This is a genomic window from Mesorhizobium sp. 131-2-1 (assembly GCF_016756535.1).
In the GTDB taxonomy this organism is placed as follows: domain Bacteria; phylum Pseudomonadota; class Alphaproteobacteria; order Rhizobiales; family Rhizobiaceae; genus Mesorhizobium.
In genome coordinates this window covers 5,754,784-5,781,709 of sequence record NZ_AP023247.1, presented here as the reverse complement: position 1 = coordinate 5,781,709, position 26,926 = coordinate 5,754,784, and the positions used below count along the sequence as shown (strand labels likewise).

Annotated in this window: 20 protein-coding genes and 2 pseudogenes; 11 read left to right on the top strand and 11 right to left on the bottom strand. The window is 59.9% G+C overall.

Going from position 1 to position 26,926, the window contains the following annotated elements; genetic code table 11:
* Nucleotides 1-48 precede the first annotated feature (48 nt).
* The 6 genes and pseudogenes from JG743_RS27945 to JG743_RS27920 all read right to left on the bottom strand — a co-directional run bounded on the left by JG743_RS27945 (nucleotide 49) and on the right by JG743_RS27920 (nucleotide 6,530).
* A complete protein-coding gene (locus tag JG743_RS27945; protein WP_202295055.1) occupies nucleotides 49-1,302 on the bottom strand; it encodes an adenylate/guanylate cyclase domain-containing protein in 1,254 nt (417 codons plus the stop codon).
* A complete protein-coding gene (locus tag JG743_RS27940) occupies nucleotides 1,299-1,688 on the bottom strand; it encodes a response regulator (RefSeq protein WP_202295053.1) in 390 nt (129 codons plus the stop codon). The genes JG743_RS27945 and JG743_RS27940 overlap by 4 nt, the downstream gene beginning before the upstream one ends.
* Nucleotides 1,685-3,095: pseudogene (locus tag JG743_RS27935) on the bottom strand (sensor histidine kinase); the annotation flags it as partial. The gene JG743_RS27940 and the pseudogene JG743_RS27935, both read right to left, overlap by 4 nt.
* Before the next feature lie 305 nt (nucleotides 3,096-3,400).
* Nucleotides 3,401-3,859, bottom strand: a complete 459-nt coding sequence (locus tag JG743_RS27930; RefSeq protein ID WP_244673229.1) for a TspO/MBR family protein — start codon at nucleotides 3,857-3,859, stop codon at nucleotides 3,401-3,403.
* A gap of 497 nt (nucleotides 3,860-4,356) precedes the next feature.
* Nucleotides 4,357-5,181: a DUF1365 domain-containing protein gene (locus JG743_RS27925; protein WP_202295046.1), complete on the bottom strand. Its 825-nt coding sequence runs from the start codon at nucleotides 5,179-5,181 to the stop codon at nucleotides 4,357-4,359.
* Entirely contained in the window at nucleotides 5,181-6,530 is a 1,350-nt protein-coding gene (locus tag JG743_RS27920) for an NAD(P)/FAD-dependent oxidoreductase (RefSeq protein WP_244672938.1), read from the bottom strand. The genes JG743_RS27925 and JG743_RS27920 overlap by 1 nt, the downstream gene beginning before the upstream one ends.
* 218 nt (nucleotides 6,531-6,748) lie before the next feature.
* On the opposite strand from JG743_RS27920, the gene JG743_RS27915 reads away from it, so the two are divergent.
* The 5 genes from JG743_RS27915 to JG743_RS27895 are packed head-to-tail and all read left to right on the top strand — an operon-like array spanning nucleotide 6,749 to nucleotide 10,466.
* Nucleotides 6,749-7,330, top strand: coding sequence for a sigma-70 family RNA polymerase sigma factor (locus tag JG743_RS27915; protein WP_244672937.1), 582 nt, complete (start codon nucleotides 6,749-6,751; stop codon nucleotides 7,328-7,330).
* On the top strand, nucleotides 7,327-7,971 hold the full coding sequence (locus JG743_RS27910) for a ChrR family anti-sigma-E factor (RefSeq protein ID WP_202295040.1): 645 nt from the start codon (nucleotides 7,327-7,329) through the stop codon (nucleotides 7,969-7,971). The genes JG743_RS27915 and JG743_RS27910 overlap by 4 nt, the downstream gene beginning before the upstream one ends.
* Nucleotides 7,972-7,979: 8 nt before the next feature.
* A complete protein-coding gene (locus tag JG743_RS27905; RefSeq protein WP_202295037.1) occupies nucleotides 7,980-8,795 on the top strand; it encodes a DUF1295 domain-containing protein in 816 nt (271 codons plus the stop codon).
* Between the two features lie 11 nt (nucleotides 8,796-8,806).
* Nucleotides 8,807-9,832, top strand: a complete 1,026-nt coding sequence (locus JG743_RS27900) for an SAM-dependent methyltransferase (RefSeq protein WP_202295034.1) — start codon at nucleotides 8,807-8,809, stop codon at nucleotides 9,830-9,832.
* 1 nt (nucleotide 9,833) lies between these two features.
* Nucleotides 9,834-10,466 (top strand): hypothetical protein, encoded by a 633-nt coding sequence (locus tag JG743_RS27895; RefSeq protein WP_244672936.1) that lies wholly within the window; start codon nucleotides 9,834-9,836, stop codon nucleotides 10,464-10,466.
* Here the strand turns inward: JG743_RS27895 and JG743_RS27890 are convergent.
* The 4 genes and pseudogenes from JG743_RS27890 to JG743_RS27875 all read right to left on the bottom strand — a co-directional run.
* Nucleotides 10,405-10,815 carry a DUF2177 family protein gene (locus JG743_RS27890; protein WP_202295031.1) on the bottom strand — a complete coding sequence of 137 codons (411 nt, stop codon included), beginning with the start codon at nucleotides 10,813-10,815 and terminating at the stop codon, nucleotides 10,405-10,407. The genes JG743_RS27895 and JG743_RS27890 overlap by 62 nt on opposite strands.
* Nucleotides 10,812-12,284 (bottom strand): cryptochrome/photolyase family protein, encoded by a 1,473-nt coding sequence (locus tag JG743_RS27885; protein WP_202295028.1) that lies wholly within the window; start codon nucleotides 12,282-12,284, stop codon nucleotides 10,812-10,814. The genes JG743_RS27890 and JG743_RS27885 overlap by 4 nt, the downstream gene beginning before the upstream one ends.
* Before the next feature lie 12 nt (nucleotides 12,285-12,296).
* Nucleotides 12,297-12,671: a DUF2147 domain-containing protein gene (locus JG743_RS27880; protein ID WP_202295025.1), complete on the bottom strand. Its 375-nt coding sequence runs from the start codon at nucleotides 12,669-12,671 to the stop codon at nucleotides 12,297-12,299.
* Between the two features lie 736 nt (nucleotides 12,672-13,407).
* A pseudogene (locus JG743_RS27875) lies at nucleotides 13,408-13,706 on the bottom strand (transposase); the annotation flags it as partial.
* A gap of 102 nt (nucleotides 13,707-13,808) precedes the next feature.
* On the opposite strand from JG743_RS27875, the gene JG743_RS27870 reads away from it, so the two are divergent.
* The 5 genes from JG743_RS27870 (at nucleotide 13,809) to JG743_RS34800 (ending at nucleotide 18,577) form a co-directional block, all read left to right on the top strand.
* On the top strand, nucleotides 13,809-15,872 hold the full coding sequence (locus JG743_RS27870) for an adenylate/guanylate cyclase domain-containing protein (RefSeq protein ID WP_202295022.1): 2,064 nt from the start codon (nucleotides 13,809-13,811) through the stop codon (nucleotides 15,870-15,872).
* Between the two features lie 274 nt (nucleotides 15,873-16,146).
* On the top strand, nucleotides 16,147-16,560 hold the full coding sequence (locus JG743_RS27865; protein WP_202295019.1) for a response regulator transcription factor: 414 nt from the start codon (nucleotides 16,147-16,149) through the stop codon (nucleotides 16,558-16,560).
* 352 nt (nucleotides 16,561-16,912) lie between these two features.
* Entirely contained in the window at nucleotides 16,913-17,560 is a 648-nt protein-coding gene (gene nthA, locus JG743_RS27860) for a nitrile hydratase subunit alpha (RefSeq protein ID WP_202295016.1), read from the top strand.
* Nucleotides 17,560-18,216 (top strand): nitrile hydratase subunit beta, encoded by a 657-nt coding sequence (nthB, locus tag JG743_RS27855; RefSeq protein ID WP_202295013.1) that lies wholly within the window; start codon nucleotides 17,560-17,562, stop codon nucleotides 18,214-18,216. The genes nthA and nthB overlap by 1 nt, the downstream gene beginning before the upstream one ends.
* On the top strand, nucleotides 18,209-18,577 hold the full coding sequence (locus JG743_RS34800) for a hypothetical protein (protein WP_446720919.1): 369 nt from the start codon (nucleotides 18,209-18,211) through the stop codon (nucleotides 18,575-18,577). The genes nthB and JG743_RS34800 overlap by 8 nt, the downstream gene beginning before the upstream one ends.
* A 1,196-nt stretch (nucleotides 18,578-19,773) precedes the next feature.
* Here JG743_RS34800 and JG743_RS27850 read toward each other — a convergent pair.
* Nucleotides 19,774-24,288 (bottom strand): nSTAND1 domain-containing NTPase, encoded by a 4,515-nt coding sequence (locus JG743_RS27850; protein WP_202295010.1) that lies wholly within the window; start codon nucleotides 24,286-24,288, stop codon nucleotides 19,774-19,776.
* A 1,058-nt stretch (nucleotides 24,289-25,346) separates the two neighbouring features.
* Here JG743_RS27850 and JG743_RS27845 point away from each other — a divergent pair.
* Nucleotides 25,347-26,894 carry a winged helix-turn-helix domain-containing tetratricopeptide repeat protein gene (locus tag JG743_RS27845; protein WP_244672935.1) on the top strand — a complete coding sequence of 516 codons (1,548 nt, stop codon included), beginning with the start codon at nucleotides 25,347-25,349 and terminating at the stop codon, nucleotides 26,892-26,894.
* Nucleotides 26,895-26,926 lie beyond the last annotated feature (32 nt).

The following is a 26,926-nucleotide window of genomic DNA, read 5'->3' as shown; positions in this document are numbered from 1 at the left end:
ATTGCCGGCGACGAGGCTTGGCGGTCGCGGTCGCGACTGGCGCAAAGATCAGTCGAGGCTGATCCGCGTTCCCTTGGCGCCGTTGAGCAGCCGCTTGAGATGGAAGCTGGCGAGCTGGTCGTCCGGACATTTGCCGATCTGCGCGGCGAAAGCCGTAAGCGCGTTTGCATCGCCGGCCTCCAATCTGCCGAAGGCTTCAAGATAGCTGGCCGTCGAAGGATCATCATACTGCTTTGACGACAAAGGCTCGAACGCGCGCAGCGCCTCGGCCCTGCCGCGCAGCATCAGATCGCCGACCGGCCGTCCGCGGAAGCCGTCGACCCTTGCAGCGGCGCTCGCGCTGACGCAGATACGCGTGCCCAGCTGCTTGTTGGCGCTTTCCAGCCGCGCCGCTATATTGATGGTGTCGCCATAGGCCGTGTAGTCGAAGAAGCGGCCTCCGCCGAAATTTCCGACCAGCGCCGGACCTGCATGGACACCGATGCGGGTCGTACCGACCGCGACGCCCTTGTCGCGCCAGCTATCGCGGAACGATTGCGACAGCGCGTCGAGCTCGAGCGCGCAGGCAACCGCACGCGCCGCATGGTCCTGCTGCTCGCCAGGCGCGCCGAACAGCACATGCAGCGCATCGCCGACGATCTTGGCGACGGTGCCTTCATGCGCGAACACGACGTTGGTCATGCTGGCCAAATAGTCGTTGAGGAGCGCGCCTAGCGTGGCAGGGTCGATCGTTTCCACCAGCGTGGTGAAGCTGGTAATGTCGGTGAACAGCGAGGCGACCTCACGCCACTGCCCGGCTAGCGCCGACCCGTCGGCGTCGCCGGCCAGCCGCTCGGCCAGATTGGGCGAGAAGTAGCGCGACAGCGATGCATGAGCGCGCTCCGCGACCGCTTGCCGCCTATGCGCCTCGTGCAGCACCTCGCGATGCTTCAAGGTCTTGGCGATCGTGGTCTCCAGGTCGGCAAAGTCGATCGGCTTAGTAATGAAGTCGAAGGCGCCGCGGTTCATCGCAGTGCGGATGTTGGCCATGTCACCGTAAGCGGAGACGATGACCGTCGAAAGCTGCTGCCCCTCGGCCTGCTGCAGCTTCTCCAGCAGCGAAAGGCCGTCCATACGGGGCATGTTGATGTCGCACAGCACCATGTCGATGTCGCTGTTGCCGTCGATGACGGACAGGGCGTCCACACCATCGCTGGCAAACAGGAAAATGACCGCGCCGTCACGGATCTGACGCCGGAACTTCTGGACGATCAAGACCTCAAGGTCGGGCTCGTCGTCGACCACGAGGATGCGCGCCGTCACGCTACCATTCCCAGCCGCGTTTCGATCTGTTGCCTGAGCGCCGCAAAGTCGATCGGCTTGGTCAGCAGTGCTTCGGCGCCGTCCTCCAACACCTTGCGCTTGGTTTCGGCGTCGCCATAAGCGGTGATCATGATGACCGGGACGTCCGGCCGCTGCACCTTGATCTTCGGCAGGAGCTCGAGCCCGCTCATGCCGGGCATGTTGATGTCGGACAGCACCAGGATCAGTGTCACCCCTTCGGCGTGGTCTATCTGCTCCAACGCATCTACCGCCGATTGCGCGAACTCCATGGTGAAGCGGCTGGCTCGGATGTCGCGGCGGAACTGCTGGCGAAACAGCGGCTCGACGTCGGGCTCGTCGTCGACGACCAGGATGAGGAGGCTCATTCTTCACCTCCCGATTTTGCGAGCGAAGCCGCAGCGCGCGGCAGCACAATCCGAAACTCGGTGAACTCGCCTGGCTGGCTGATGACGTCGATCGTGCCAGCATGCTGTTTGACGACGATGTCGTGGCTGAGCGACAGGCCGAGCCCAGTACCCTCGCCGGCTGGCTTGGTCGTGAAGAATGGATTGAACATCTTCTCCTTCACCTCCGGCGGAATGCCGGTGCCGTTGTCGCGGATCCTGATTTCGACACGGTCGCCGAGACTCATGGTGGTGGCGCAGAGCGTCGGCTCATAGCCCGCGCCATTCGCCGCGGCGCCGCGCTTGGCTGTTGCATAAAAGCCGTTGGAGATGAGGTTGAGAAGCACCCGCGTGATCTCCTGCGGGTAGAGATCGACATCCCCCGCCTGCGGGTCGAAATTCCGCGTCAGCGTGACGTTGAATCCCGGCTTTTCGGCGCGCGCCCCGTGATAGGCAAGGTTCAGGCTCTCCTCCACGACGGCATTGATCTCGATCGGACGATGCTCTCCTGAACCCGCGCGCGAATGCAGGAGCATGTTCCTGACGATGGAATCGGCCCGCTTGCCGTGCTGGCCCACCTTGTCGAGATTGCTCTTGAGCATGGCTGTCAGCTCGGCGACCTCTTCGCGCACGGATGCCTCCAAAGGCGCTCCGTCCAGCACACTGCTCAAATCATCGATGAGTTCGCTGGAGAGCGCTGAGAAGTTGTTGACGAAGTTGAGCGGGTTCTTGATCTCGTGGGCGATACCGGCGGTCAACTGGCCGAGTGAGGCGAGCTTCTCCGTTTGCACGAGGCGGTCCTGCGCGGTCCTCAGATCGTCGAGCGAGCGTGACAATTCGCGGGTACGCGCCTGCACCTCGTCGAACAGCCGTACGTTCTCGATCGCTATGCCGGACTGGTCGGCAAACGTCTCGACAAGCTCGATCTGCCTCGGCGTGAAGTCCCGCACCTGTGACCGCGTCAGCGCGAACACTCCGACCGGCGCGCCTTCGCGTAAGATCGGAACGCATAGAATGGTTCGGTAGCCGCCGAGCTTCTGGAGCTGCGTTGCCCCGTAGTCCGGGTCGGCGAGCACGTCCGAAACGTGGACGGCGCGGGCTTCGAGGGCCACCCTTCCGGTGACGCTGTCGCGACCGGCGGCGAAGGGATTGGCTTTGGCGAAAGCCGCGGCTTCAGGCAAATTGCCGTAGTTGGCCGACCATCGGTAGAGATCGCCGTCGCGCTTGAAGATGACGCTCGTGTCCGCGTCGCACAGCTTGGCCGCTGATTCTGCCAGCGTGTCGAGAACCGGCTGCAGGTCGAATGTGGAACGGCTGATCGCCTTCAGAACATCCGCCGTTGCCGTCTGCTGCTGCCAGCGATTCGCTCAATTCCGCCGTGCGGGCCTTGAAGGGGTCGGCATCGAATGCCGCTATTGCCTCCTCAGCATCCCTGACCTTCTTCAAAGTCCGACTCGAGGTCGAGCAGGATCACCGCCTCGTCTTCGACAATCAAAACGGCGCCCTCATTCATGATGATTCCCAAGGTCGCTCCCGCATGGTTGGCAGGCTAGTTAGTTCATCGAACAGACCCCCCCCCGCCTCGACGCGAACCGAAGCGGGCCGAACAAGTTGGGAAGTAGCAGCCAGGAGTCATCCTAGCCGCTGTGGTAAAGTCGTCTCTGATGAAAAATTACATCGGGGCGGACACTCGCCTATAAATACGCGCGGTTGAGCTTCCATATCTGCAAATTGAGAATGTTAGCGAAACTCACCCAAATAAAGTATGGGATGAGTAAAACGCCAGCGGTAAGATCTACTTTCCAAAATAAAAACATCGATATGCCAATAAAAACTAACAGTATTTCTACTAAAAATAATGCGCATAGAATACACCGAAGTCCAAAAAAAACCACGGACCAAGACGAATTCAGGAATAGTTGTAGCAAAAAAACCAATACCGTTTCGCTAGTCCAGGATATACCGGTTTTCAGCACACGATAAAAAGCGTAGGCCATCAGAAGGTAGAGAAGTGACCATACTGGAGCGAATACAGCGTTCGGGGGATTGAAACTCGGCTTCTGGAGTCGGGGATACCATGTTGAGAGGCCCGGTCTCGTAGCTAGGCTCCCGGCAACTGCTGCAGCCGCGACGGGGAGGAAAGCAAGAAGCATTTCAGCTAATTCTTTCGGCATCGACTAAATCCTTCGGGCGTTGGCTTATTGTCTTGGATTTTCGACGTAGTTGCCTCGTGGCATTTGGTGGCGCCGAGTTTCAAGGCAGTTAAGGAGAGCTTCCAGGCTCGGTGATAGGCAATGTTTCGCCAGCTACCTCGCCGGCTATCGCGGCGGCTGTTGGCGTGCAGCACATGGCGCCGGCGGTTTCAGTCTTACCGGCATCAGCCCGGATATCGTATGCTCGATCTCATACAAGTTGAATGCGGCAGGCTCGAGCAGCGCTGGTAGATCGGGGCTAGACCAGTCACGATCCATGTACATACGCTTCGGCGAAAGCGACGCCGCTTCGGTGGCCAGGCCTGCCGGTCTGATAATCGAGTGTCGCACCATTTGGCGTGCCAACGGTGATCTCGCCCGTCTTCAGGCAGCTGAGCAGCGGCTTCAGGATCGGGCCAACGAAAATGCCCTTCCGAAGGTCGGCTTTGGCCCCGCTTTCAGTATCCGATGACATCTGATTCGGTCTTCCTCTGAGAACGTTTGTGCATGGCGACATGGGCGACAGGACGGTCAGGCGGGGCTGGACGCTCATACAGCCGCATGCCTTTCGCCCAGAGGCGCAGCGCCTCCCAATGAATGCCGGCGATGACTTTCACCGTCAGCAGCGGATAGGCCAGGAAGGCGCCCGCCAGCGTTGCGTCGGTGAGCGCACGCCGCCTACCAGAGAAGCTGGCGACGATCAGCGGCCCCTGGCCGTCGCTGCCGGTTATGTGGAGCGATACGCTCTCCTCGGGCGGGCCAATCCGAAAACGATATTGCATGCTCATGCCGATGAAGGGCGAGACGTAGAGGCGCTTGGCGCAATGCTGCTCGACGGGGCCTTTGCCTTCGCAATCCTCGACAGGGATTAGATAGGTGTGACGCTCGCCAAATGTATTGTTGACCTCGTACAAGATGGCGGCGAGCCCGCCCTGGCGGCGGTAGCAGAAATATATGCTTAGCGGATTGAAGGCATATCCGAGCATCCGCGGCATCGCCAGCAGCCGCACAGGTCCACCGTCCGTTTCGATACCGGCCAGATCGAGCTGACGTTCGACATAGGCCTTGAGCGACCCGCCGGAGCCATCGCCATGGTCACGGTCGACAAAACCGAAGAAATTGAATCGATTGCGCGAAAAGAGCCGCAGCCTCGCCGCCAGATTGTCGATCTCGTCGAGGTCGAGCAGCAGGAAGAACATGCGGTAGGACAGCCTGTGCCGGCGCGGCTTCAGCCGTTGGTGCATGACCTTGCCGGCATAAAGGGCTGATTGCGGATGGAGCATCACGCGGCCGCGTAATGAGGCCGCTCGACAGCGGCCGGGAGATGGATGCGGCCCGATTCGTCCGGAACGTCCCAAGCGCGCCGGACACCGCCCAGTGTTTCGGCGACAGCAAGGCCGGACTGCAGCCCGTCCTCGTGAAAGCCGGCGCCGAAATATGCGCCGCAGAACCAGGTGTTGCGGACCCCTTGCAGCGACCAGAGATTCTTCTGGGCGCGCATCGCGACCCCGTCGAATATCGGGTGCTCGTAGATCTCGCTATGTCTCACGGTACGGGCCTCGGGTTCAATGGCAGGGTTGAGCGTAACGAACAGCGGCTGCTGGTCAGGCAGGGACTGCAGCCTGTTCATCCAATACGTCACGGAGAGCTTGCGGGTTTCACCGCGTGTCTCGGCAAGGTAGTTCCAGCTCGACCAGGCCCGCCTCCTGCGTGGCATGAGGCGGGGATCCGAATGCAGCACGGCCTCGTTGCGGCTGTAGCCGAAACTGCCCAGCAATTGGTGTTCCTCGTGGCTTGCGTCGGCCAGCATGCGTAGCGCCTGGTTGGCATGGGTGGCGACCACCACCTGGTCGAAGCGCTGTTCGACGCCGTCGACATCGGTGAGCCATGCCGCTCCAGAGTGGCGCGCAATGGACCGCACGCCACGCCCACGGAATATCCGGCCGGTGAACCGGCGAGCCAAATTGTCGACGTAGTTGCGGCTTCCGCCATCGACCGTGCGCCACACGGCGCGCCCGGCGAGCTTCAGCAGCCCGTGATTTTCGCAGAACCGAATGAAGGCCGCGGCCGGATAATTGCCGACCTCCGCTGCCGGCGTCGACCAGATTGCGGCCGCCATCGGATAGAGATGGTCCTCGCGAAACGCTGGGCCATAGCCCTTGGCATCGAGATATTCGGCAAGGCTGCTCTCCCCGATGCGCGAAATGTCATAAGGCGCTTCGCGATAGAAGCGCAGCAACTCCCTCAGCATGCTCCAGAACCGGAGCCGCGCGACATTGCCGGGCTGTGCGAGAAGTCCACCCAGACCGGTCCCGGAATATTCCAGGCGACCGCGATCCAGCGAAACTGCAAAGGACATCTCGGAGGGCTTGGTGCGGACACCAATATGGGCAAAAAGAGCCGTCAGATTGGGATATGTGACCTCGTTGTAGACGATGAATCCGGTGTCTACCTGCGTCCCGCCGGCATCGACGGTGTTGCTGTGGCCGCCAAGGCGGTTATCCGCCTCGAACAATGATACGTTGTGGCGCTGCGCGAGCAGCCATGCCGCCGACAGTCCGGAAATCCCACTGCCGATGACTGCTATGTCCATCGACCGATCCGTGACCAGGCGTTTGCCTGCTGTCGACATGCGCATGCTCCAGTTTCCAGTGGAAGGGGTTGCCCCTCTACCCTAACTTCAACTTCTACGCGGCCGCGGACGGCATGGATCACAGTTAGGCGGAATGCCGCGCGGCTGTGATCCGAACTGACAGATCGCGCGTAAAAAGGCGCATGGATGCATCGGGATACGAATTCAGTGCCGGCAGGGTTTCGCAGACGTTCGATCCCACGAGGATCGAAGTAGCGATGACCATGAGCACGGATACGGGAGCGCTATCGGCTGAGGAAGCCAGGCGTCTGCTTGCGGCGGTAGCGCAGGGACGCGATCGCGCAGCCTTTGCCACGCTTTTCGGGTTCTACGCGCCGCGACTGAAGGCTTTTATGATGCGCTCCGGCATGGCGGCTTCCACCGCCGAGGACATCGCTCAGGAAACCATGCTGCTGGTGTGGAAGAAGGCCTCATACTTCGATCCGGCGCGCGCAGGGGTGTCGACTTGGATATTCACGATCGGCCGCAACGTGCGGATCGATCGGCTGCGCCGGGAAAGCCGGCCCGCGGCAGTTGCCAGCGCCTTCGACCCCTCGGACGAGCCCGAAAGCCCGGTTTCGGGTGAGGCGGCCGTGATGGCCGCAGAGCGCGAAGAACGGGTGCGCTCTGCGGTTGCCCTTTTGTCACCCGAACAGGCCGATATCTTGCGGCTATCCTTCTTCGCCGACAAACCTCAATCGGAAATAGCGAGCCAACTCCGGATCCCGCTTGGCACCGTTAAATCGCGCGTGCGGCTGGCTCTCAGCCGCCTTCGCCAGATCCTGGACGACCTCAAATGATCAATCATCATCCAAGCGACGAGACGTTGCTCCGCCAAGCCAGTGGCTCCCTGGGGGCCGGACCGCGCATCGTCGTGGCCGTTCATATCGACGGTTGCCCAGCCTGCGCCGGACGGATTGCGGAGTTCGAAGCTACGGGCGGCTCGCTCCTCGATGAAATGGAACCCCAGGCAATGGGCGGAGATGCCCTGGACCGACTGATGGCGAGGATTGAGGTGGACGGTGAACGCCGCGAGGAACCTGCAAGGCCGGCACGCGCCGATATCGGCATTGCCCTGCCGGAGGCTCTGGATGGATGCGGTGTTGGCCCGTGGCGCTGGATTGGTCCCGGAGTGCGTTGGAGTCGCGTGACGGTTCCCCAAGATGCTGGCGCAAATGTCATGCTGTTGAAGGTGGCGGCCGGGCGCAGGATGCCCGAGCATACACATTCCGGCTACGAGTACACTCAAGTGCTCAAGGGCTGGCTTTCCGACGCGCGTGGCAGCTACGGCCCTGGCGATCTGGATGAGGCCGACGACGAAGTTCAGCATCAGCCAGTCGTCGATGAGAGCGGCGAGTGCATATGTATTGCCGCCCTCGAGGGGCAGACGAGGCTGCGAGGCTTCCTCGGGCGATTGATCCAGCCTCTGCTTGGCAGCTGAGACGTCCCATGAGCGTCGCTTCGGCTCTAGTTCTTACCGCGGTCGGTTTGTCGGTCACCATGGCGGCGGCCTGGTATATTGCGGTGAAGACGGGTCGATCCGGGTGGATCGACGCGATCTGGTCATTCGCCGTCGGCATCTTCGGCGCTTTGGCGGCACTACCCGTATCGGCGACCGGCGACTCCGAGCAGCGCCAGTGGCTGGTGGCCATTCTCGCGATCGCCTGGTCGCTGAGGCTCGGACTCCATATTGCGATGAGGACCGCCGGCGGCGGCCAGGACGATCCGCGCTACGCCCAACTCAAGCAAGAGTGGGGTGCCGGATTCCGTGCTCGGTTGTTCTGGTTCCTGCAGATCCAGGCAGGTGCCGCGTTCCTGCTGGTGCTGTCGATTAGGGCGGCTGCCCACAATCCCGCTCCGGCCTTGGTACTCAACGACTGGGCCGGTATCGCACTGATGCTGTTGGCGATCGGCGGCGAGGCGATGGCCGACCGGCAACTGACGGCATTTCGTGCTAACCCTGCCAACAAAGGCGAGGTCTGCGATGCGGGCCTTTGGCGTCTGTCGCGCCACCCCAACTATTTCTTCGAATGGCTGGCTTGGCTTGCCTATGTGGTGATCGGCATCGATCCTTCGGGTCGCTATGCATGGGGATGGATCACGCTGGCCGGCCCTGTGCTGATGTATTGGTTGCTTGTCCATGTCTCGGGCATCCCACCGCTTGAGGCTCATATGCTGCGCTCGCGTGGCGAGCAATTTCGCCGCTATCAGGCGCGCGTCAATGCGTTCTGGCCAGGCCCGTCCAAGGCGACAGCCGCGAATTGAAGGAGATAAAGGTGAGCCTGATCGCATCCGCAATTCGCGCTGTTGAGCGCGTCCCGCTGCCAGACTCCGCTACCCGCTGCGGCATCGAGGCTCTTGTTGGTCGGACACGGCGGCGGCTGGCGGGGGCGACGGTCGATCTCGGGCGGTTTGCCAAGGACATGGCCGGCCGCTCCATAGCCGAGCATACGGCAGCTGCCAACGAGCAGCATTACGAACTGCCGCCTGAGTTTTTCGCGCTGACGCTCGGTCCCCGCCGCAAGTATTCCTGCTGCCTTTATGCGACTGGCAGCGAGACATTGGCCGAGGCGGAAACCGCCGCGCTGGAGCAGACCGTTGACCACGCAGGACTTCGCGATGGCCAGTCGATCCTCGAGCTCGGCTGCGGCTGGGGTTCGCTGACGCTGTACATGGCGAGGCGTTTCCCGTCGGCCCGAATCGTTGCGGTGTCGAATTCGACTCCGCAGCGACTTTACATTCAGGGGGAGGCGGCAGCACTCGGGTTGGGCAACCTTGAGGTCATCACCGCCGACATGAACGAATTCGAGCCGTCAGCGCGGTTCGATCGCGTGGTGTCGGTTGAGATGTTCGAGCACATGTCCAACTGGCGCGACCTGCTCGCCCGTATCCGAACCTGGCTCGAGCCCGAAGGCCGGCTGTTCGTCCATGTCTTCAGCCATCGCCATAGCCCCTATCGCTTTGACCATCGCGATGACGCTGACTGGATCGCTCAACACTTCTTCACTGGCGGCATAATGCCAAGCCACGGCCTCATCAGCCAATTCCCGGATTGCTTCTCGATCGAGCGCGACTGGCGGTGGAACGGCCTGCACTACGCCCGCACCGCGCGCGATTGGCTCGCGCGCTTCGACGAGGACCGCGGCCACATCGACGCAATCCTTTCGGCTGTCTATGGCCGGGATGCGTCGCTCTGGCGTCGGCGCTGGCGGTTGTTCTACTTCGCCACCGAAGGCCTGTTCGGCCATGCCGAGGGCAAGGAGTGGGGCGTCAGCCACTACCTGATGCGACCGGCCAGCTGACATGGCGGGCCTCGCGCGCCTTTGGCGGCGGGTCGCCGTCTATGCCGCGCACGACGATCCTCTGACGAGCGCCGCCAACTGGATTGCGCTGGTCGTCGCCTGGAACCAGCCATTCTACCCGCTCTATCTCTGGGCGGTTGTCGGCGCCGATAAGGTTGCGCCGTCCTTTCTGACATTTCTGTCAACACCCTTCTTTCTCGCCGTTCCAGCAGTTGCGAGGCGGCATGCGCTAGCAGGGCGCCTCATGCTGCCTCTGACCGGCATCGCCAACGGCATCCTCAGCACCAAGGTCTTTGGTATCGGGTCGGGGGTCGAGATATTCCTCGTCCCATGCGCGTTGATCGGTGCTGCCTTGTTCAGGCCTTCCGAACGGGCAATCGGCCTATTAGTCGTCGCGCTCTGCGCTGCTGCCTACTTCATACCTGAACGCCTCTTCGGCCTGCCACTGGCTGACTACAGCGCTTCCGACAACAATGGTATGGTCGGGCTCAACGCCTTGAGCGCGGCGACATTGATCGTATTTGTCGGGCTGCTTCTTTCAGGCGTCGTCGCGACTTCGGAGGAACGTGGAATCAAAAATCGCGCAGAAAATAGCGGGTCAGCAGAAACCCCAGAACCGCCGCCACCGCGCTGAGCAGCGAACCCCAGCAGATATCAGCCACCGTAATGATCGTCGGCCAGCCGCGTACAGTGGCCTGGTTGGTGAGGTCGTAAGTCGCGTAGGCGAAGAACCCATAGAGCGCGCCAAAGACGACCGCCGTCGTCCACTTGCCGGTCGATAAGGCGGGAGCGGTCGCGAAGACAATGATGCCCGCTATGTAGATCAGATAGAACAGGGCGGCCGGCACGAGATTGACGCTGTCTAGCAATATGTCCGCGAGATAGCGACGGTAGAGCCGCTGCGACATCGTCGTCAGCCAGACCGCGTCGATGGCCAGGAAGACTATCAGGGTGGTGGCATAGGCCACAGCATATCGGATCATGAAGCTGCTTCCTCGTGGCTTGAGACTTTCGCCTTGTCCTTCATTGACTGATAGAGGATCAATGCCCTGTCTCGTGCAGCGCGGTGATCGACGATGGGTTTTGGGTACGTCTTGCCAAGCTCGATTTTCGCATTTGTTAGCAGCGTCGCTGGGGCCTCCCACGGCCGGTGGATGTAGCGGTCGGGCAACGCGGCGATCTCCGGGACGTAGCGGCGCACATAGTCGCCTTGCGGGTCGAACTTTTCGCCCTGAAGGACAGGGTTGAAGATTCGAAAAAAGGGCGCGGCATCCGCACCTGATCCGGCTATCCACTGCCAACTTGCGGCATTGTTCGCCGGGTCCGCATCGACAAGAGTGTCCCAGAACCATCTCTCGCCTTCGCGCCAGTCAATCATCAGATCCTTGATGAGAAAGGAGGCAGTGATCATGCGCACGCGGTTGTGCATCCACCCAGTTTGCCAAAGCTCGCGCATGCCTGCATCCACGATGGGGTAACCCGTCATCCCGGTTTGCCAGGCCTTCGACGCCTGGCGGTCGCGGCGCCAAGTGAAACCCTCGAATTCCGGGCGGAAGCTCTGCTCGTGCAGGTCAGGATTGTGAAAAAGGAGATGATAGGAGAATTCTCGCCAGCCGATTTCCTTGCGGAATTTCGCCGCCCCAGCTTTGTGCGACCGCCGCAGAGCGGCAAATATTTGAACTGGCGTGATTTCGCCGAACGCTAAATAGGCTGAGAGGCGCGAGGTGCCCTGAACGGAGGGTATATCGCGCTGGTTTTCGTAGTCGGCCAAATCCTCATTCTCAAAAGCCTGCAATCGTTGCAGAGCGCCGGCTTCGCCAGGGGTCCATCGATCTGCAAGCCCTTCTGCCCAATTGGGCGCTTTGGGAAGGAGGTCGAGATGGTCCAGTGGCAGGCCGTCGAATTTGCCCTCCCAGCCATTGATTGATTTCGGGGCATCGATCGGATCACGCAGATCGCCCACGCTATTCAGCGCGTTCCAAAACGGCGTGTAGACCTTGTAGTAGCCGCCCGAGCCAGTCTTGAGCCGGGAGGGCTCGTGGAGCAGCGCGCCATCGAAGCTTTGCGCGATCAGTCCGGCTTCGCGAACATCGGCCTTCAGAACCGAGTCGACTGCCGCCGCGGCCGGCTCATATCGGCGGTTCCAGAACACACGATTGGCACCGCTCGCCGCAATGGCCTTCGCGACAAGATCGCGCGTTCTGCCCCGAGCAATTAAAAGCTTTGCACCGGAATCTTGCAGCCTTTGCGCGAGGGAGCTTAGCGAATGGTGCAGCCACCAGCGACTTGCTGCACCCAAAGGCCTGGTATTGGCGCTCTCCTCGTCGAGAACAAAAAGCGCCAGGAGAGGCACGCCCAGATCGACCGCTGCCGCAAGCGCAGCGTTGTCGCTCAAGCGAAGGTCGCGCCTGAATAGCACGATCGTCGGCGCCGAACCTAATCTACCGGTCATTGGGTGGCCGGTTCATTGTGCCGGCGTCCAACGAGTGCTCTTGCAAATCAATCCGCCGGCTATGCAACCGCGCGTCGTCAACCCTTTTCTGGCGACCTGAAGGGTCATTGAGAAAGTCAGCTTTCGCTTCGGATCATAGGCACTTCCTTTGGCGGCGTTGGCGGAGTTCGGCTTCAAAGTCATAACCAGTCTGTCGCCAACTTCCTCGCCTTTGCTGGTGTCACCAATCCACAAATTGGTTGCGCACAGCTTTTGCCCGCATGGAGCTATTCTGACACGGGCATTGCCATCATCTCTCATCCAGACACCGCCGGCGTCAGACAAGGCATCAGCTTGCGCGGTCGTCGAAACAAGCACTGTTAACGCTAGCGCGGTCATCCTTCTCATCGAATAGTTCTCCGCACAACAATTTATCATTCTACGTCGCGATCAAGCGTATGGATCACCTCAAGACTACATAGCAGGCAGTTTAATATGCTGACGTAGCATGAGCACTCGCTGCACCAACTTTGCTGCACAAGTGGATTTCCATAAACGTGCCCGGCAGCGCTGGACGCTATCTGGGCCCCGGTTAAATTCCTGAGTCCGGAGATACGCAATCCGGCTTTGGCGGACGTCCAGGAGCACGCGGGAGGGCGCCGAGGGGCATGAAGCGGCCTGCCAGACAAAGGCTCAAGCCGGGCTTATCGTATATGTGAAGCACATGCGTGTCGAAGAAGTCCTGCGGCACGCTGCTGCAAGTTTCCGGGCCAAAGCTAAGGCGCGATCACTGCAGAGAAGTGCGTCGTCAAGCCGTGCAGCGTCTACCGGGACGTCTGGGCATTGCGCTTGTCTGTCTTTCGATAGATCAGGATTAGCGCCACCATTTCCGCGCTGCCGGCTGGAGCATCTCTTGGCAGACTAGCCTCAATGGCGCGAAGTCTGAAATCATTCAATTCCACAGGTGGTCCCGGATCGCCTCGATAGCATCGCGAAGCTTTGCGATCAGTTCGACTTCCGTAACCGGCATAATGGTTCGCCTCTCTTTCACGTCCGGTATACGCAGGCGATGCGTGGACGGATCAACGCGCTTGGAAAGAACTGGGCTGAAAGATCATGATGCGCTCCGACCTATGTCCAGCCAACCCGGTGAGCTAGCTGCAGATGCTCCAAGGCGCACCGGCAAACCATTGGCGTCCATTACAGCGTGAATTCTGCTCGTCAGTCAGCCTCGCGAGTGACCCATATCTTGCTGTCTTTTGCCGGCGATGCAGGCTCCGTGCTGGTGGACACGCACAATGGACGTGTCAATCATCTGCGCGGCCACATTATGAGAGAGGCGGCCAGCGCCTCCATGATCCGGTCCCAGACACCTGCCCGCCGCCAGTGAACAAAGCGATTGTAGCAAGTGGTGTGCGGGCCGCAGGCCTCCGGCAGATCGCGGTGTCCGTTATTGGCGCATTTCGGAAGTCCACCCCGACGCTTCGCGACTTCCGGATAGCGGACACTCGAGAACCGGACCAGCGTTTATGAGTCCACGGCCGAGTGCATGTTTTGGTACAAGCGCTCCCAAAAATTGGGCAAATCAGCGATGCCGGCGTCCCCAATACGATTTTCCATGCTTTGTGGTACTATCAGTCGCGCAGTGTGATTATCCAAATGGGGGCGGTCATGGAGCGAAAGCTAGCTGCCATTGTTGCCGCGGACGTCGTCGGCTACTCCGCATTGATGGAGCAGGACGAACAGGGTACGTTCGAGCGCCTCAGGGCCGGCCGCAAAGAGCTGTTCGAACCCGAAATTACCCACCACCATGGCCAGATCTTCAAGCTCATGGGCGACGGTCTGCTGGCTGAGTTCTCCAGTGTTGTGGACGCCGTTGAGTGCGCCGTGGCGCTGCAAAAAGGGCTAGCGGAGCGCAACGCAGCAGTTCCCGAGGATCAGCGCTTCCAGGTGCGTATAGGCATCAATCTCGGCGAGGTGATCGTCGAGGGCGACGACCGCTACGGCGAAGGGGTCAACATAGCCGCGCGCCTCGAGCAGATCGCGGAGCCTGGCGGCGTCTACGTGTCCGGCAAGGTGGCCAAAGAGGTAGAGAAGAAGCTTGCCTTCGGCTTCGAGGCCATCGGCGAGCAGCGGGTGAAGAACATCGCCGAGCCTGTGCCGGTCTACCGCGTGACCCTGCAGGGGCAGCCTCGGCGCCGCCTGCTCAAGGCTGGTCGCTTGCGCAATAGATGGCTGGTGCCGGCGGGATTGGCTGCTGTTGTGGCGGTGACCGCCGGCGCCGTTCTTGGCATCCAGGGCTGGTGGAAATCATCGGGCACGGCTGTCGATGAAGCGTTGATTGCCGTCCTGCCGTTCGAGAACCTCGACGACGACCCCAAATGGCAACGGATCGCGGACGGAACAACTGAAGACATCATCACCGACCTGTCTCAGGCGGACCAAGTTCTCGTCATCGCTCGCAACTCGACCGAGGCTTACAAGGGCAAGGCCGTGGACGTCCGCCAGGTCGGCGCGGATCTGGGCGTGCGTTATGTTCTCAAGGGTAGCCTGCAGGCGATCGGCGATCGCGTTCGCATCAGGGCCCAGCTTATTGAAGCTGCAACAGGTGCCGACCTTTGGTCCGAGCGCTACGATCGGCCGGCACAGGATATTTTCGCGGTGCAGAGCGATGTCACTGCGAAAATCGCAAATACCTTGGGGTCCCAGGTCGGTGTCATTCGCAATTCCCAAGTTAAGGTTGCCCAGCACAAGCCGCCCAACAGTCTGACGGCCTATGACACCTATTTGATGGCCGATGCGGTGGCCTTAACCCCGGTTGGGGGTGTCACCAAGGATGGGCTGATCGAAGGAGAGAAGTTGTTCCGCAAGGCCATCGAACTCGATCCGCAGATGGCGCGGGCCTACGTCGGCTTGGCCTACGTCTACAGCCTTCTGTATGGCTATGGCTTTGCTGATTCCCCCGAGCAGGCTCTGTCAAAGCTACTGGAGGCTGCCCAGAAAGCCGTCGAGCTCGATCCGAACAACAATAGGGCCCATGGCGCGCTCGGGCAGGCTCTTAGTTGGAATGGTCAGCCGGCCCAAGCGCTTGTCGAGTTTGAAAGGGCGGAAGCCCTTGGGCCAAACGATGCGGATACCCTTGCGCTGATTGCCACGAACATTGCTGCCAGCGACTCTGCACGGGCGGTCCGGCTGTCGGAGCGAGCTATATTGCTGAATCCTCACTATCCGAACTGGTACAATTACGGTCTTTACTGGAGCTACTTTTTCCAAGAGCATTTCGATAAATCGCTTAAGTATGTAAAGCTTGTAATCGGCCCTTCGATAAATGAGAAATCCTTTCTTGCCATGCTGTACGGTTACCTGAACCAGCCGGACGAGGCGAAGAAGGCTGCTGGGGAGGTGCTTGAACAGGACCCGGGCTGGACCGCGGAGAAGTTTCTAACCAAGTGGTGGATCAAGGGGGAGCATGAGACTGAGCTAGTTGCAGAAGGCGCACGGAAGGCCGGACTCCGGGCCTGCGCGACCGCCGCGGAGCTCAAAGACAACCCCAACATGATCCGCTTGAAATCGTGCGATGAAGAGCGCGCCAAGGCCGCATCAGGCTGATTTCGTGCGTAGTCGGAATGACTTGCACGTCGACTTAGCCCAAGCCTCAGCGGGCGGGGCCTTTGAACTAGGTCCCGAGTGTTTAGGAACTTCTCAGCAGAGGTTTCAATTCGTTTGGACCTCACTAAGCAGTGTCGTCCAAACGACGCAGGGTCCGTCTCGGTTAGCCGAGGCGAGCTTCGTCTCTTGCAGTTCTAATATTGGTCATGTGACCGAGAATATTCATGGAACTAATTAGCCTGCCGACCATTAGGGAGCGACCTTGGGGTTCACCATGGATGAGGCCGCTGTATTAATTGTCGAAGACGAAGCCCTGATCCTGCTCGACCTCGAGCCAGCCTTGGCAGAAGCTGGCTTTCTCGTAGTCGGGGTCAAGAATGCTGAGCAGGCAATAGCAGCATTCGATGCCGATCCCCATAAATTTAAGGCGCTAATTTCGGACATTCGTTTGGGCCCGGGACAATCTGGTTGGGGCGTGGCGCGCCACCTCCGCCAGACAAGTGCAACGATACCAGTTGTCTACATCAGCGGTGACAGCGCAGTTCATTGGGGCGCGGAAGGCGTGCCGGGCAGCCTAATGATCACGAAGCCGTTCGTTCCGGCTCAGATCATAACTGCCGTCACCACCCTGCTTAATGCACAGCCTATTGCAACGGCCGAACCGTCTTCGAATGATTTGACTTCATGACTTGATTTTTGACGCTGGCGGCTTTGCTCGCGCTTAGCGAAGACGCTTGAATCGCAGATACGCCGCTGCGGCAGCATCGCATCGGTGGCGTGATAATCTATTGGAGTGCAATATCACGCCGGCTGCCTCCGGCGAAAGGATAAGCTTCTGCAAGAAGGAATCGATATCGTATGAGCTCCGGTCCGAGGTTGGATCATTGCTGCTGAAAGGCTGAATGAGATCGTTCATGTCAGTATTTCTCAACATCGCAAAGATCTCATATTGCCAGTATTATCGACCGGATACTTATTTGCACCTTCCTTGTGTCCGTGATAAATTGTGCGCCGATTGAGCCTCAAATCGGGGGACGTCTATGACGAATTTCAATTCGCAAAAGATTTCGAAGATTCATCACGACTTGCACCACGACTTGCCGTCCGAGCCGGCCCTGAGAGCGAAAGCTCTCGAGAGTCTCCTGGTCGAGAAGCGCTTGGTCGATCCGGAAGCGATGGACGCGTGGATCGAGATGTACAGGGAGGAGATCGGACCCAAGCGCGGTGCCAGAGTCGTGGCGCGAGCGTGGAAAGATCCCGCTTTCAAAGCGCGCCTGCTTGCAAACGCTACCTCGGCAATCGACGAGTTGGGCTTCGCGGGTCACGCGACGGGTCATTTGGACGCTGTCGAGAATACCTCGGACGTTCATAATCTAGTCGTATGCACGCTTTGCTCCTGCTATCCGTTTTCCATTCTGGGCATGTCGCCCGCATGGTACAAGTCTAACGAGTACAGGGCGCGCGCCGTACGCGATCCTCGAGGAGTCCTGAAAGAATTCGGCGTCGATCTCGAAGACGCCGTAGAAGTGCGCGTCTGGGACTCGACGTCAGAAAGACGATACCTGGTCCTGCCGCAACAGCCGAAGGGTACTGAGGGCTTTGACGAGGACTCTCTTGCGCGGCTGGTTACGCGCAACTCGATGATCGGAACTGAAAGGGCTCTCTTGCCGTCGCTGGGAGGCCGCTGATGGATGGTGTTCATGATCTCGGTGGGCGCGAGGGCTTCGGCCAAATTCAAGGCGTGGGCGATGGTCGACCTTTCCATGAAGAGTGGGAAATACGTGCTTTCGGATTGACGCAGGCTGCCGCTGGCGACAGTGACTGGTCGATAGACTGGTTCCGGCACTGCCGTGAGTTGATCGTTCCGGCGGACTACCTGACTCGAACCTATTTCGACCATTGGATGCTCACCCTTGCAGCTGAAATGATCGACGTGGGCTATGTCACTTTGGCGGAGCTCAAATCGGGGGCATCGACATTCACGCCGCAGCCAGGATATCCGCCTGAGACCGCGGAGGGGGCGAGAGCCTATGCCAAGAATCCACGCAGCTACGAGGTCGATATCGATGCTCGACCATCGTTTGCCCTCGGCGAGACAGTGCGCGCAAAGATGTCGGGGCACTCGGGACATACTCGTCTTCCCGGTTATGCGCGGGGCAGAAAGGGAAGCATCTTGGCTCATCATGGTGCGCATGTCTTGCCCGATGCGTCTGCACGGGGCGAACATAAAGCGGAGCACCTTTACACGGTCAGCTTCGCTGCATCGGAACTGTGGCCGGAAGCGAAGGATCGGCGGGATCGCGTTTTCGTTGATCTTTGGGAGAGCTACCTTGAGCGTGCCTGATCTGGGCTACGGGCCGTTGAGGAGAAGAGACGACGAGCCAATCTTCGCTGAACCCTGGCACGCCCAAGCAATGGCAATCGCCGATCTATTGATTGGATCGGGGACCATCTCGCAATCAAAATGGACGGAAACCCTGTGCGAAGAAGTCCGCCTGGCAAGTCTTGCTGGGAGTGCCGACGACACAGGCAGGTATTACACAGCCGTGCTGTCTGCGCTCGAACGTATTCTGAATGCTGGAGGGAACGTCTCGTGCTCGGAGCTGGCATGCCGTCGGGACGAGTGGCGGCGAGCATATTTGCACACTCCCCATGGACAGCCAGTGGAGCTTGACTGCGGCCGATTTACCAAAGCTTCAGACTAGAAATCCCCCTCTGGTCGGCCGTGGGCTACAATTCATCACGTTGCATGCTTCGTCATCGGTCTTATTACGACGATGCCACGCAACCTAAATGTCCGTGTCGAAGAACCGCAGCCTGAAGCTGCCTGTCCGCTTCGGCCCCAAAACTGCCTGTCTGAAACGCGCCGTCATGTGGCCGAAGACGCCCGACAATCGCTCCCCGAAAGCGGATATTGTAACCAGCTCCCATTCTCGACATGACTGGGCATAGAAGCACGTGGCCGCCACCTGGGTGGCCTTGGCAGGCTGTTAAAACCGGAGGGGGGATGGCAAATGCGAATGCGATTTTCAAGGTTATTTTCAGATTCGGAAGAGCGTCGTGCTTCGATGATCAGGAGGCGGAACTGGAAGTTGGATTTGCCGCGCCACCTGCTGAACCGCTTCATGTAGGCAATTTTCGCCGGCAACGTATGCCTTCTGGATGGGCGCAACGCCGTCATGGAAAGGCGACATACCTCACCCAGCACCGCGTCGTATGGCCTTCGTGACCGTGCAGGGGGAATACCAGATAGCAGCGACCAGTGGCGAAGTACGGAACCGTTGGGAACGTGCTCCTTGTAGAGGCCACGATAGGTGCGGGCCATATGACCAAGAATATTAGCGCTGGCGATACGATCGTGCTCGCAATCGGACTGCCGGCGAACTAAGTCCACTCGCTCCCGTTGGCGCGGCGCGCCGCCGGAGAGCTAGACTAGACTTGGCTTGAGCGCCAGGCGGGTAAGGTGCCTTGGAAATCCCCGCGTGGTCTTCTTGGGGAGTACAATTTGGAAACAGGCAAGTTCGCTACGATCCCCGAACTGGCCGAGGCAAGGAAGCCCGATAGGTCGTTCATATCCCATATCCTTCGACTAACTGGCCCCGGATCTGGTCGAAGCCATCCTCGACGGGAGTCAATCCAGGACGATGCAGTTACAAAAGTTGGTGCGGGGCTTTCCGGTCGAGTGGGAATATGGCAGGGGCGCAATGCCTGCCAGGTCCTGGAGGTCTGATTTGGACCAAAACGGTGATTGTCCGCGTTGCGAATGGCAGCAATGCGCCTCGTGTCGGCAGTGGAACCCAGTCCTGCCAACGACTGAAAGCAGACACTTAGCTACGACCTCGCTGGAGGGATCGCAGTTGCGCCTCATGTCAGCAAAAAGGGCAAAGTTCCAGTGGCGGCCTCAGCTTGGACAGCCACTAAGGTCGCCTTCGGCGGGAAGGAAGAAGCGACGCCGTTCGCACGCGGTCAGTTCGCGCGGAACAGTTTGCTTTGCAAAATCGATGAGATCTTGGGGTGACTGAAAAACCCGTATGACGCGAACGTCTTCATCATACGTCACGATCACGATCCTCGTTCCATCTGAATTGAAGGCCGCGCGTATCGGTGCCGGCCGCTTGTTCTCCTCCTTGGGACTGGCAAGCACTGCCATCTCGCGTCCCGTCTGCGCGGCCCAGAGCCGGGCCGTGCCGTCCTGAGTTGAGGCTGTCAGGACATAGAGACCGTTAGGACTAAATTGCGCACTGGTCGTTGCGCCGGTGTGCCCCCTGAGAACGACCCTTTCCTTTCCGTCTAGGACGCTCCAGATGCGTGCGGTGCCGTCGCGTGAGGCAGTCAGTAGTGACTGACCATTCGAGCTGAACGCGACTGCGGTGAGCTCATCGCGATGACCTCTTAGGATCGCGACGGTGCTCCCGTCCTTGACTGTCCAGATGCGCGCGGTGTGGTCGAGCGAGGCCGTGGCGACCAGTTTGCCGTCCGGACTGAATGCTGCCCCGGTGATTCGACCCTCATGCCCAACCAGTTTCTTTAGTTCGGTCCCGTCCGTTTCCAACAAGTGCGCGGCGTTGTCGCTGGTCGCGGCGAGGACGAGATCGCCGTCCGGGTCGAAAACGACCTGCGCACTTGTTTGGATAGTGGAGGCTTCGGCGCCACTCGCCGCGTTCCACAACCATGCGGTGCCGAGAGTTGAACTCGCCTCCAGGAGATCTCCTTTCGGACTGAACAGAATTTGAAACAGCCCGCCTGGAAATTTGAGCCGTGCGATCTCGCTCCTGCTCGCGACGTCCCAGATGAGGACTCGGCCTGCGAGGGATGCAGTTGCAATGCGACTTCCATCGGGGCTGAACATTGCGTTCTGGACGATTTCGTGCGTGTCGAGGTCGGCCAGCTTACGACCGGTTACCACATCCCAAAGGTGCACAGCGCTGTCCCCACCTCCAGTCAGAAGATGCATATTGTCGGGACTGAATACCGCGAAAGTCGGCGGGTGTTCGTGGTGCAGGGTAGTCGTCAGAATTCCGTCGACGTCCCAGAGGCGAGCGGTGCCATCATGTGAAGCCGTGAGTAGAATATTGCCATCGACCGGGTGGAACTCAAGGTGCTCGATCAAGGCGCGATGGCCAGTGATGGTGGCGAACAGCGACGCTCGACCGACGTCCCAAATGCGTAACGGACCGTTTATGGAAGCGGTGGCGAGGAGGCGATCGTCGGGGCTGAAAGCGCTGTTCATTTCCTGATCACGGTCGTCCCCGGCGTCACTCTGTTTCAAGTTCGGGGACTCTTGGCCGAGCACGTCAACTAGAACCCCAGAGTTTCCGTCCCAGAGACGCGCGCTACCATCGAGTGATACCGTTGCAATTCGGCGGCCGTCATGACTGAACGTTGCGCCTTGTAACTGGGTGTCGCTCTTGTGGCCGAGGAGCCTTGCAATTTCGGTTCCTTTCAATGGGTCCAAAAGCGCGGGGACATTGTCAAATGAAACTGTAAGCCACGAGCCTACCAACAGCCGACTTCCATCCGGGCTGAATGTGAGCTTGGATGAATAGCTGCCGACAAAACATTGATGGATCAGCGCGCCATCTTTCGCATTCCAGATGAAAACGCGCTGTCCATTTGAGGTTGCAAAGCTGCGACCATCCGGGCTGAAGCCAGCCAATCCGTCTCCATAGCTATCCACGCTCAGGATCTTCGTTCCGGTTCGGGGGTTCCAAAGCGAAGCCTGATTGTTTCCGGCCGCGGTCAGCACGCGCTCGCCGCTTGGGTCAAATATTGCTGTAAGAAAGGAGCCGCCCACCGGCTGAAGAACAAAAAGCTGCGCTCCAGAGTCGGCATCCCAGATGCGCGCGGTGCCGTCCCTTGCCGCCGTAATGACCCGGCGTCCGTCCGGACTGAATCCGGCCCTCTCTACAGGTCCCTCATGGCCCTTCAGGATTGCAATCTCTCTACGATTCGCGACATCCCAAATGCGTGCGGTCTTGTCGTAGGACGCAGTGACTATGCGATTGCCGCTTCGATTGAAGGCTGCCTGCGTCACTCCGGCGTCATGTTTGAACACCGCCGTTTGGCGGTGTGCCAACAGAGCGTTGAAAAGTGCGGCCTCTGCTTCAAAGAGATTTGGCCGCGCGGCCCCCGATCCGCTCTTCGGCAGCGCCTCCAGCGCCAACAGGATCGCGGCCTCCGTGTCGCCGCTCGCCGCGGTCTGTTGCGAAAGAAACGAAATTGAAAGAGATTGATTGCGCAGCGCCTGATCGCGCGCCTCAAGGGCCCCCTTTTCGGCCGCCCTCGCCAACTCCGCTTGCCGTGTTGCTCCCTGTTGTGCTCTGAACCCGAAGAACGCGCCTGCGCTGGCCATAAGAGCCAACGCCGTGGCGACGATGGCCGCATAGCGCGTGCGTCTCGCGAGCCGGGTCGCTGCCGCCGCCGCAAGGGAGCGGCGCTCGGCCTCGCGCTCCAAGCGTTCGCGCTTTGCTGCTTCAACCGCCTCGATGAGTGCCCGCTCTGCCTGCCTGTCCTTCTCCTCTCTATCCGCCTGGGCACGTGAAGACGTCTCAATGTAGTCGACGATTTGATCGTCGACTTCTACCCGTCTCGACTGCAGCAATTCCTCGCCCTCGGCAAGACGCTTGCCGGACGGCAGGAGAAGCTCCCGGTTCCGGTTGTCGGCATGCCAGCGGTCGGCGTCAGCCGCGATCCGAGCGCGGGCCTCAAGGAAGCTCCGGTTCGCATTGACAATGTCGCCAGCGCGCGGCCAGCGGCTCAACAAAGCTTCGTGTGCCACGCGCACGTAGATGTGGCCTGCGGCATCCTCATCACTGACGAGAAGGCGAGCAGCAACCAACGCCTCAACGAGAGCCAATCGTTGAGGCGTGCCCGTGACTTCGGCGCGCAATGCCGGACGCGCCGCAACAGCTTCTTCGCCTGGGTGCACCGTGGTGATGGCACGCAACACTATTGGTAGTTCCTCCTGGATGTCCGGCGGAAGAGCTTCTACGACTTCGTCGGCGCGGCGGGCGATCGCCCCTTCCAGGTCGCCAAGTGCCTGGTATGCAGCAAAGGTGAGGATACGGCGCTCCCGTCCCGCCTCGTACAGAGCGTCGAGCACAAATTCGAGAAGCGGTAAAGATCTGGGATCAGCAGCTGCTGCTTCCTGCAGGACGTCATCGAGCCGGCCCCGTTCGGCGGTCTCCTCGTAGCGCAACCCGGCGGCGCGTGCCGGCTCGCGGATGATCTGGGCGATCTCAGCGCCTGTCGGCGGCAGGAGCTCATAGCTGCTGAGGCCATCCTTCAGTGCGGAGAAACCGGGGACTTCACCGCAACGGTGAAAGAAATCCGATCGGATCGTCGCGATCACCCAGGCCAGTCCGCTGCTGGCGAGTGCCGCAAGAAGCCGCACCAGCACTTGGCGCGATGCCGCCTCCGTTGTGAACAGTTCCTCCATCTGATCGATCGCCACTACCAATCGCACTTGTGACGGGGCTGAACCTGCGGCGGCCGCCGCTTTGGCGTGGGCCTGGCGGACGAGCGCCAGAGCTCGATCCGGCGAACTCCAACAGAGTTGAGCCAGCGCTGCCGGTTCGCAGGCCAGCTCCGGCAGGGCGCCTTCGCGAAGCAGGCCAGCGGCCAGCGAGGCGACCGCATCTGTGGCGTCGGAAGGGCGGATTAGGCAGCGGCGCCAAAGTTTGATGCCAGCCATTGTGTCGGGTCGAGTGATGGAAGGCAGCAGCCCTGCTCGAAGGAGAGAAGACTTGCCGGAACCGCTCATACCATAGATGAGTAGGAATGCCTTGCCATTGGCAGCTTGCTGTTCAAGGCGCTCTATGCACGCAGCAGTCGCGCGAGCTCGCCCAAAGAACAGGTCGGCGTTTTCGAACTCGAAGGGGTTGAGACCGCGAAAAGGCGACGTGACCTGCTCCTCTGAAGCGAGAGGCACGCGGTACGCGTGTAAAGGCCGGGCGATGTTTTTCATCCGTCGTTCGCCAAGATCGACGAATTCGAGCGACAACCGGTCGCGCGCCTGCAAGTAAATCGCCTCCGAGATGCATATTCCCCCTGGAAGTGACAGGGCTTCGAGACGGGCGGCGACGTTCACACCGTCGCCCATGAGATTGTCTCCCTCTACGACAACATCGCCCAGATTGATGCCGATGCGAAAGCGCAGGCGGCGTGGGTCGGACAGCTCAGCATTTTGCCTGTCGACTTGGAACTGGATTTCGGTGGCGCATCGAAGCGCTTCGACGGGGCTTGCAAACTCGGCGATGACGCTGTCCCCAGCGCTCCCGAACACCCGTCCCTGATGTTCCTCGATCAGTCGGTCAATGATCTGACGATGCGCCCGTAGGATGGCAAGTGTCCCTTCCTCGTCTCTGCCAATCAGCCGGCTGTAGCCGGCTGCATCGGCAGCAAGGATGGTAGCCATTCTACGGTGAACGCGATCCAGGTCATTACCTCCCGCGAGATATCGGAATATCCTAGCGGAAATGGTGCCAAGTTGGGAGAGAGGCACCGAATTAGCCGAGGGAGCTCTTGGCTTGCCAACTTCCTTGCGGCATTTGTTGTGGCCACAGGCTGGTGGTGTCGCCGAACTCGACCGAGGGATGGGCACCGACCCGTCCGCGCATCGACAACACGCTGGTTCGTGCCCTGGTTCTTGCCTTTGCATGGAAGCATCAACTGAAAACAGGGTAGTTCGCCACGATCTCCGAACTGGCCGAGGCCAGGAAGCTAGTCCTTCATTTCCCATATCCTTCGACTAACGCTGCTGCGGATTTGGTCGAGGTAATTCTCGACGGGCGCCAGCCCACGTCGATGCAATTGCAGCGGTTGGTGCGGGGCTTTCCGGTCGAGTGGGAATGGCAGCGACGCAATGCCTGCCTGGCCGTGGAGGCCTGATTTTTCTCGCTTGTCCGCACTGCGAATGGCAGCAATGCGCATTATGTCGGACGCTGAGCAGACCATCTGCGTATTCCAGAAAGCGGACATTCAAGTGAACAGGCGAGCTGATTGCTAAGAGACGGACGGTCCGACAGCGCTTTGCGATTTTTGCGGTAGCGTGCTTGTGCCCAGCGCTCTAACGCGACGATACCTGAGAATGGCCGGGCCATGGCAGGGTCTGGCCTGATTGCGCGGACGACTCATTTCTCGCACCCAATTTCCTTCCTAGCCAATTAGCGACCTACGCGCCAAAGGCAAACTCGCTCCAAGGCGGAAAGCGTGCGGCTGAGTTGTCAGAGCCCGCTGCTTTCTATAGTCGGCCAAATACCGATCAAGCGCGTCTTGGAACTCTACTTCGCGCCCGGACCGGGCGAACATGGACGGTCTGGCTAGATTCTCACTGCCATCGGGATCAAGGTTGGAGGGAATTTGGATCATCACTGACTCTCCTCTGCGGGAGAAAGATGACCGGGCTGTTGGCGCGAGTCTTTGAGCGCTCGCTAAATAGTTCCGAAAGGCGGCGAAAAGTTATAAACCGTGCTCATGTCGGGGCAACAGCTTGCGTTTGGACCTTTCGTGCTTGACGCTCAGGCGGGCTCGCTGCTCTGCCAAGGGGAGCCGGTGGCGATAAGCTATCGAGCGGTCCGCCTACTCGCTGCTCTCCTTGAGCGCCCAGGCCAAGTGCTGAGCAAAGCGGATCTCATCGAGGCGGCATGGCAGGGGGCGTCGGTCGAAGAAGGCAATCTTGCAGTCCAGATTTCGGCGGTGCGCAAGCTGCTGGCACAACCGCCCAGCGGCAGGGACTGGATCGCGACGATTCCCCGCGTAGGCTATCGCTTCACAGGTCCAGTAGAACGCTCAGCAACAACAGCTCCCGACCGCGCGACGAGAATTCAAGACACAGAGGCCGACAGTCGGCCGTCAATCGCCGTGCTCCCGTTTTCTAATCTCAGTGATGATGCCGCCCAAGACTATTTTGCCGACGGGATGGTGGCCGACATCATTACCGGCCTTTCGAGGATCAAGTGGCTGCTGGTAATCGCCCGCAACTCCAGCTTTGTCTACAAAGGCAAGTCCGTTGAAGTTCGTCAAGTTGGGCGGGAGCTAGGTGTCCGGTACGTGCTGGAAGGTGGGGTGCGAAAGGCCGGCAGTCGTCTGCGAATTAATGCCGAGCTGCTGGATGCCGCCACCGGTACACATCTCTGGGCCGAGCACTTCGACGGCGACCTCATGGACGTTTTCGAACTGCAAGACGCCATCACCGAAAAGGTGGTTGCTGTCGTCGAGCCGAGTGTCCAAAAATCCGAGATACAGCGGTCCCGGCGAAAGCATCCCGAAAACCTGGATGCTTACGATCTATATCTTCGAGCGGTGCCATACACAGCGTCGCAGATGCCTGCTGATGCGCACGTCGCCATGCAGTATCTCGAGAGTGCCCTGCGGATTGATCCCAACTATGCAGCCGCTCATGCCCTGCTTTCTTGGTGTCACGAATGGTGCTTCGCGCGGGGCGGTTTCAGCGAGACCGACAAGTTGGCTGCCATTCGGCACGCTCGTGCTGCACTCGCCAGCAGCACGGATGACGCGACTGCCCTCGCAACCGCGGGTTTCGTCACAACCATGTTGAGCAAGGATCATGCGGCCGGCCTGGCCGCGATTGAGCGTGCCCTTCAACAGAATCCCTCTTGTGCCACGGCGATGTATCTCGGATCGCTCACAAATGCATTCGCGGGTCGTCCGACTGTTGCTACTGCTCTCGCTGAGCGGGCGTTACGGCTAAGCCCCTTCGACTTCCTTGCCTACCAGGCCCACTTCGCGCTAGGCGCGGCAGCGATTCAAACTGAGCGGTATGTCGACGCGGCTTTGCACTTGCAGACAGCGCTGCAGCTCAATCCGAACTTTAGTTCGCTCTATTTCGCTGCTGCGGCCGCGCTGGCTATGTCCGGACAGTTGTCCGATGCCAACTCGTTGGTGCGAGCTGGTCTGCAGATGGAACCGATGTTCCGCTACCGGATGTTCTCGGAGCTCATGGTCTCGGAACTTGCGGACAAGCTCGCGGCGGGTTGTCAAAGGTTGGGCCTGCCAGAGTAGGAGATGGAGAAACTGGCATGGCCACTCCGTAA

Bases quoted from the DNA above. Each gene is read 5' to 3' on its own strand.
- nthA (WP_202295016.1), top strand. From the start codon at position 16,913: ATGACGAATTTCAATTCGCAAAAGATTTCGAAGATTCATCACGACTTG.
- JG743_RS27905 (WP_202295037.1), top strand. From the start codon at position 7,980: ATGAGCGTCGCTTCGGCTCTAGTTCTTACCGCGGTCGGTTTGTCGGTC.
- JG743_RS27895 (WP_244672936.1), top strand. From the start codon at position 9,834: ATGGCGGGCCTCGCGCGCCTTTGGCGGCGGGTCGCCGTCTATGCCGCG.
- JG743_RS27910 (WP_202295040.1), top strand. From the start codon at position 7,327: ATGATCAATCATCATCCAAGCGACGAGACGTTGCTCCGCCAAGCCAGT.
- JG743_RS27885 (WP_202295028.1), bottom strand. From the start codon at position 12,284: ATGACCGGTAGATTAGGTTCGGCGCCGACGATCGTGCTATTCAGGCGC.
- JG743_RS27845 (WP_244672935.1), top strand. From the start codon at position 25,347: ATGTCGGGGCAACAGCTTGCGTTTGGACCTTTCGTGCTTGACGCTCAG.
- JG743_RS27930 (WP_244673229.1), bottom strand. From the start codon at position 3,859: ATGCTTCTTGCTTTCCTCCCCGTCGCGGCTGCAGCAGTTGCCGGGAGC.
- JG743_RS27920 (WP_244672938.1), bottom strand. From the start codon at position 6,530: ATGTCGACAGCAGGCAAACGCCTGGTCACGGATCGGTCGATGGACATA.
- JG743_RS27890 (WP_202295031.1), bottom strand. From the start codon at position 10,815: ATGATCCGATATGCTGTGGCCTATGCCACCACCCTGATAGTCTTCCTG.
- JG743_RS27880 (WP_202295025.1), bottom strand. From the start codon at position 12,671: ATGAGAAGGATGACCGCGCTAGCGTTAACAGTGCTTGTTTCGACGACC.
- JG743_RS27850 (WP_202295010.1), bottom strand. From the start codon at position 24,288: ATGGCTACCATCCTTGCTGCCGATGCAGCCGGCTACAGCCGGCTGATT.
- nthB (WP_202295013.1), top strand. From the start codon at position 17,560: ATGGATGGTGTTCATGATCTCGGTGGGCGCGAGGGCTTCGGCCAAATT.
- JG743_RS27865 (WP_202295019.1), top strand. From the start codon at position 16,147: ATGGATGAGGCCGCTGTATTAATTGTCGAAGACGAAGCCCTGATCCTG.
- JG743_RS27925 (WP_202295046.1), bottom strand. From the start codon at position 5,181: ATGCTCCATCCGCAATCAGCCCTTTATGCCGGCAAGGTCATGCACCAA.
- JG743_RS27915 (WP_244672937.1), top strand. From the start codon at position 6,749: ATGACCATGAGCACGGATACGGGAGCGCTATCGGCTGAGGAAGCCAGG.
- JG743_RS27940 (WP_202295053.1), bottom strand. From the start codon at position 1,688: ATGAGCCTCCTCATCCTGGTCGTCGACGACGAGCCCGACGTCGAGCCG.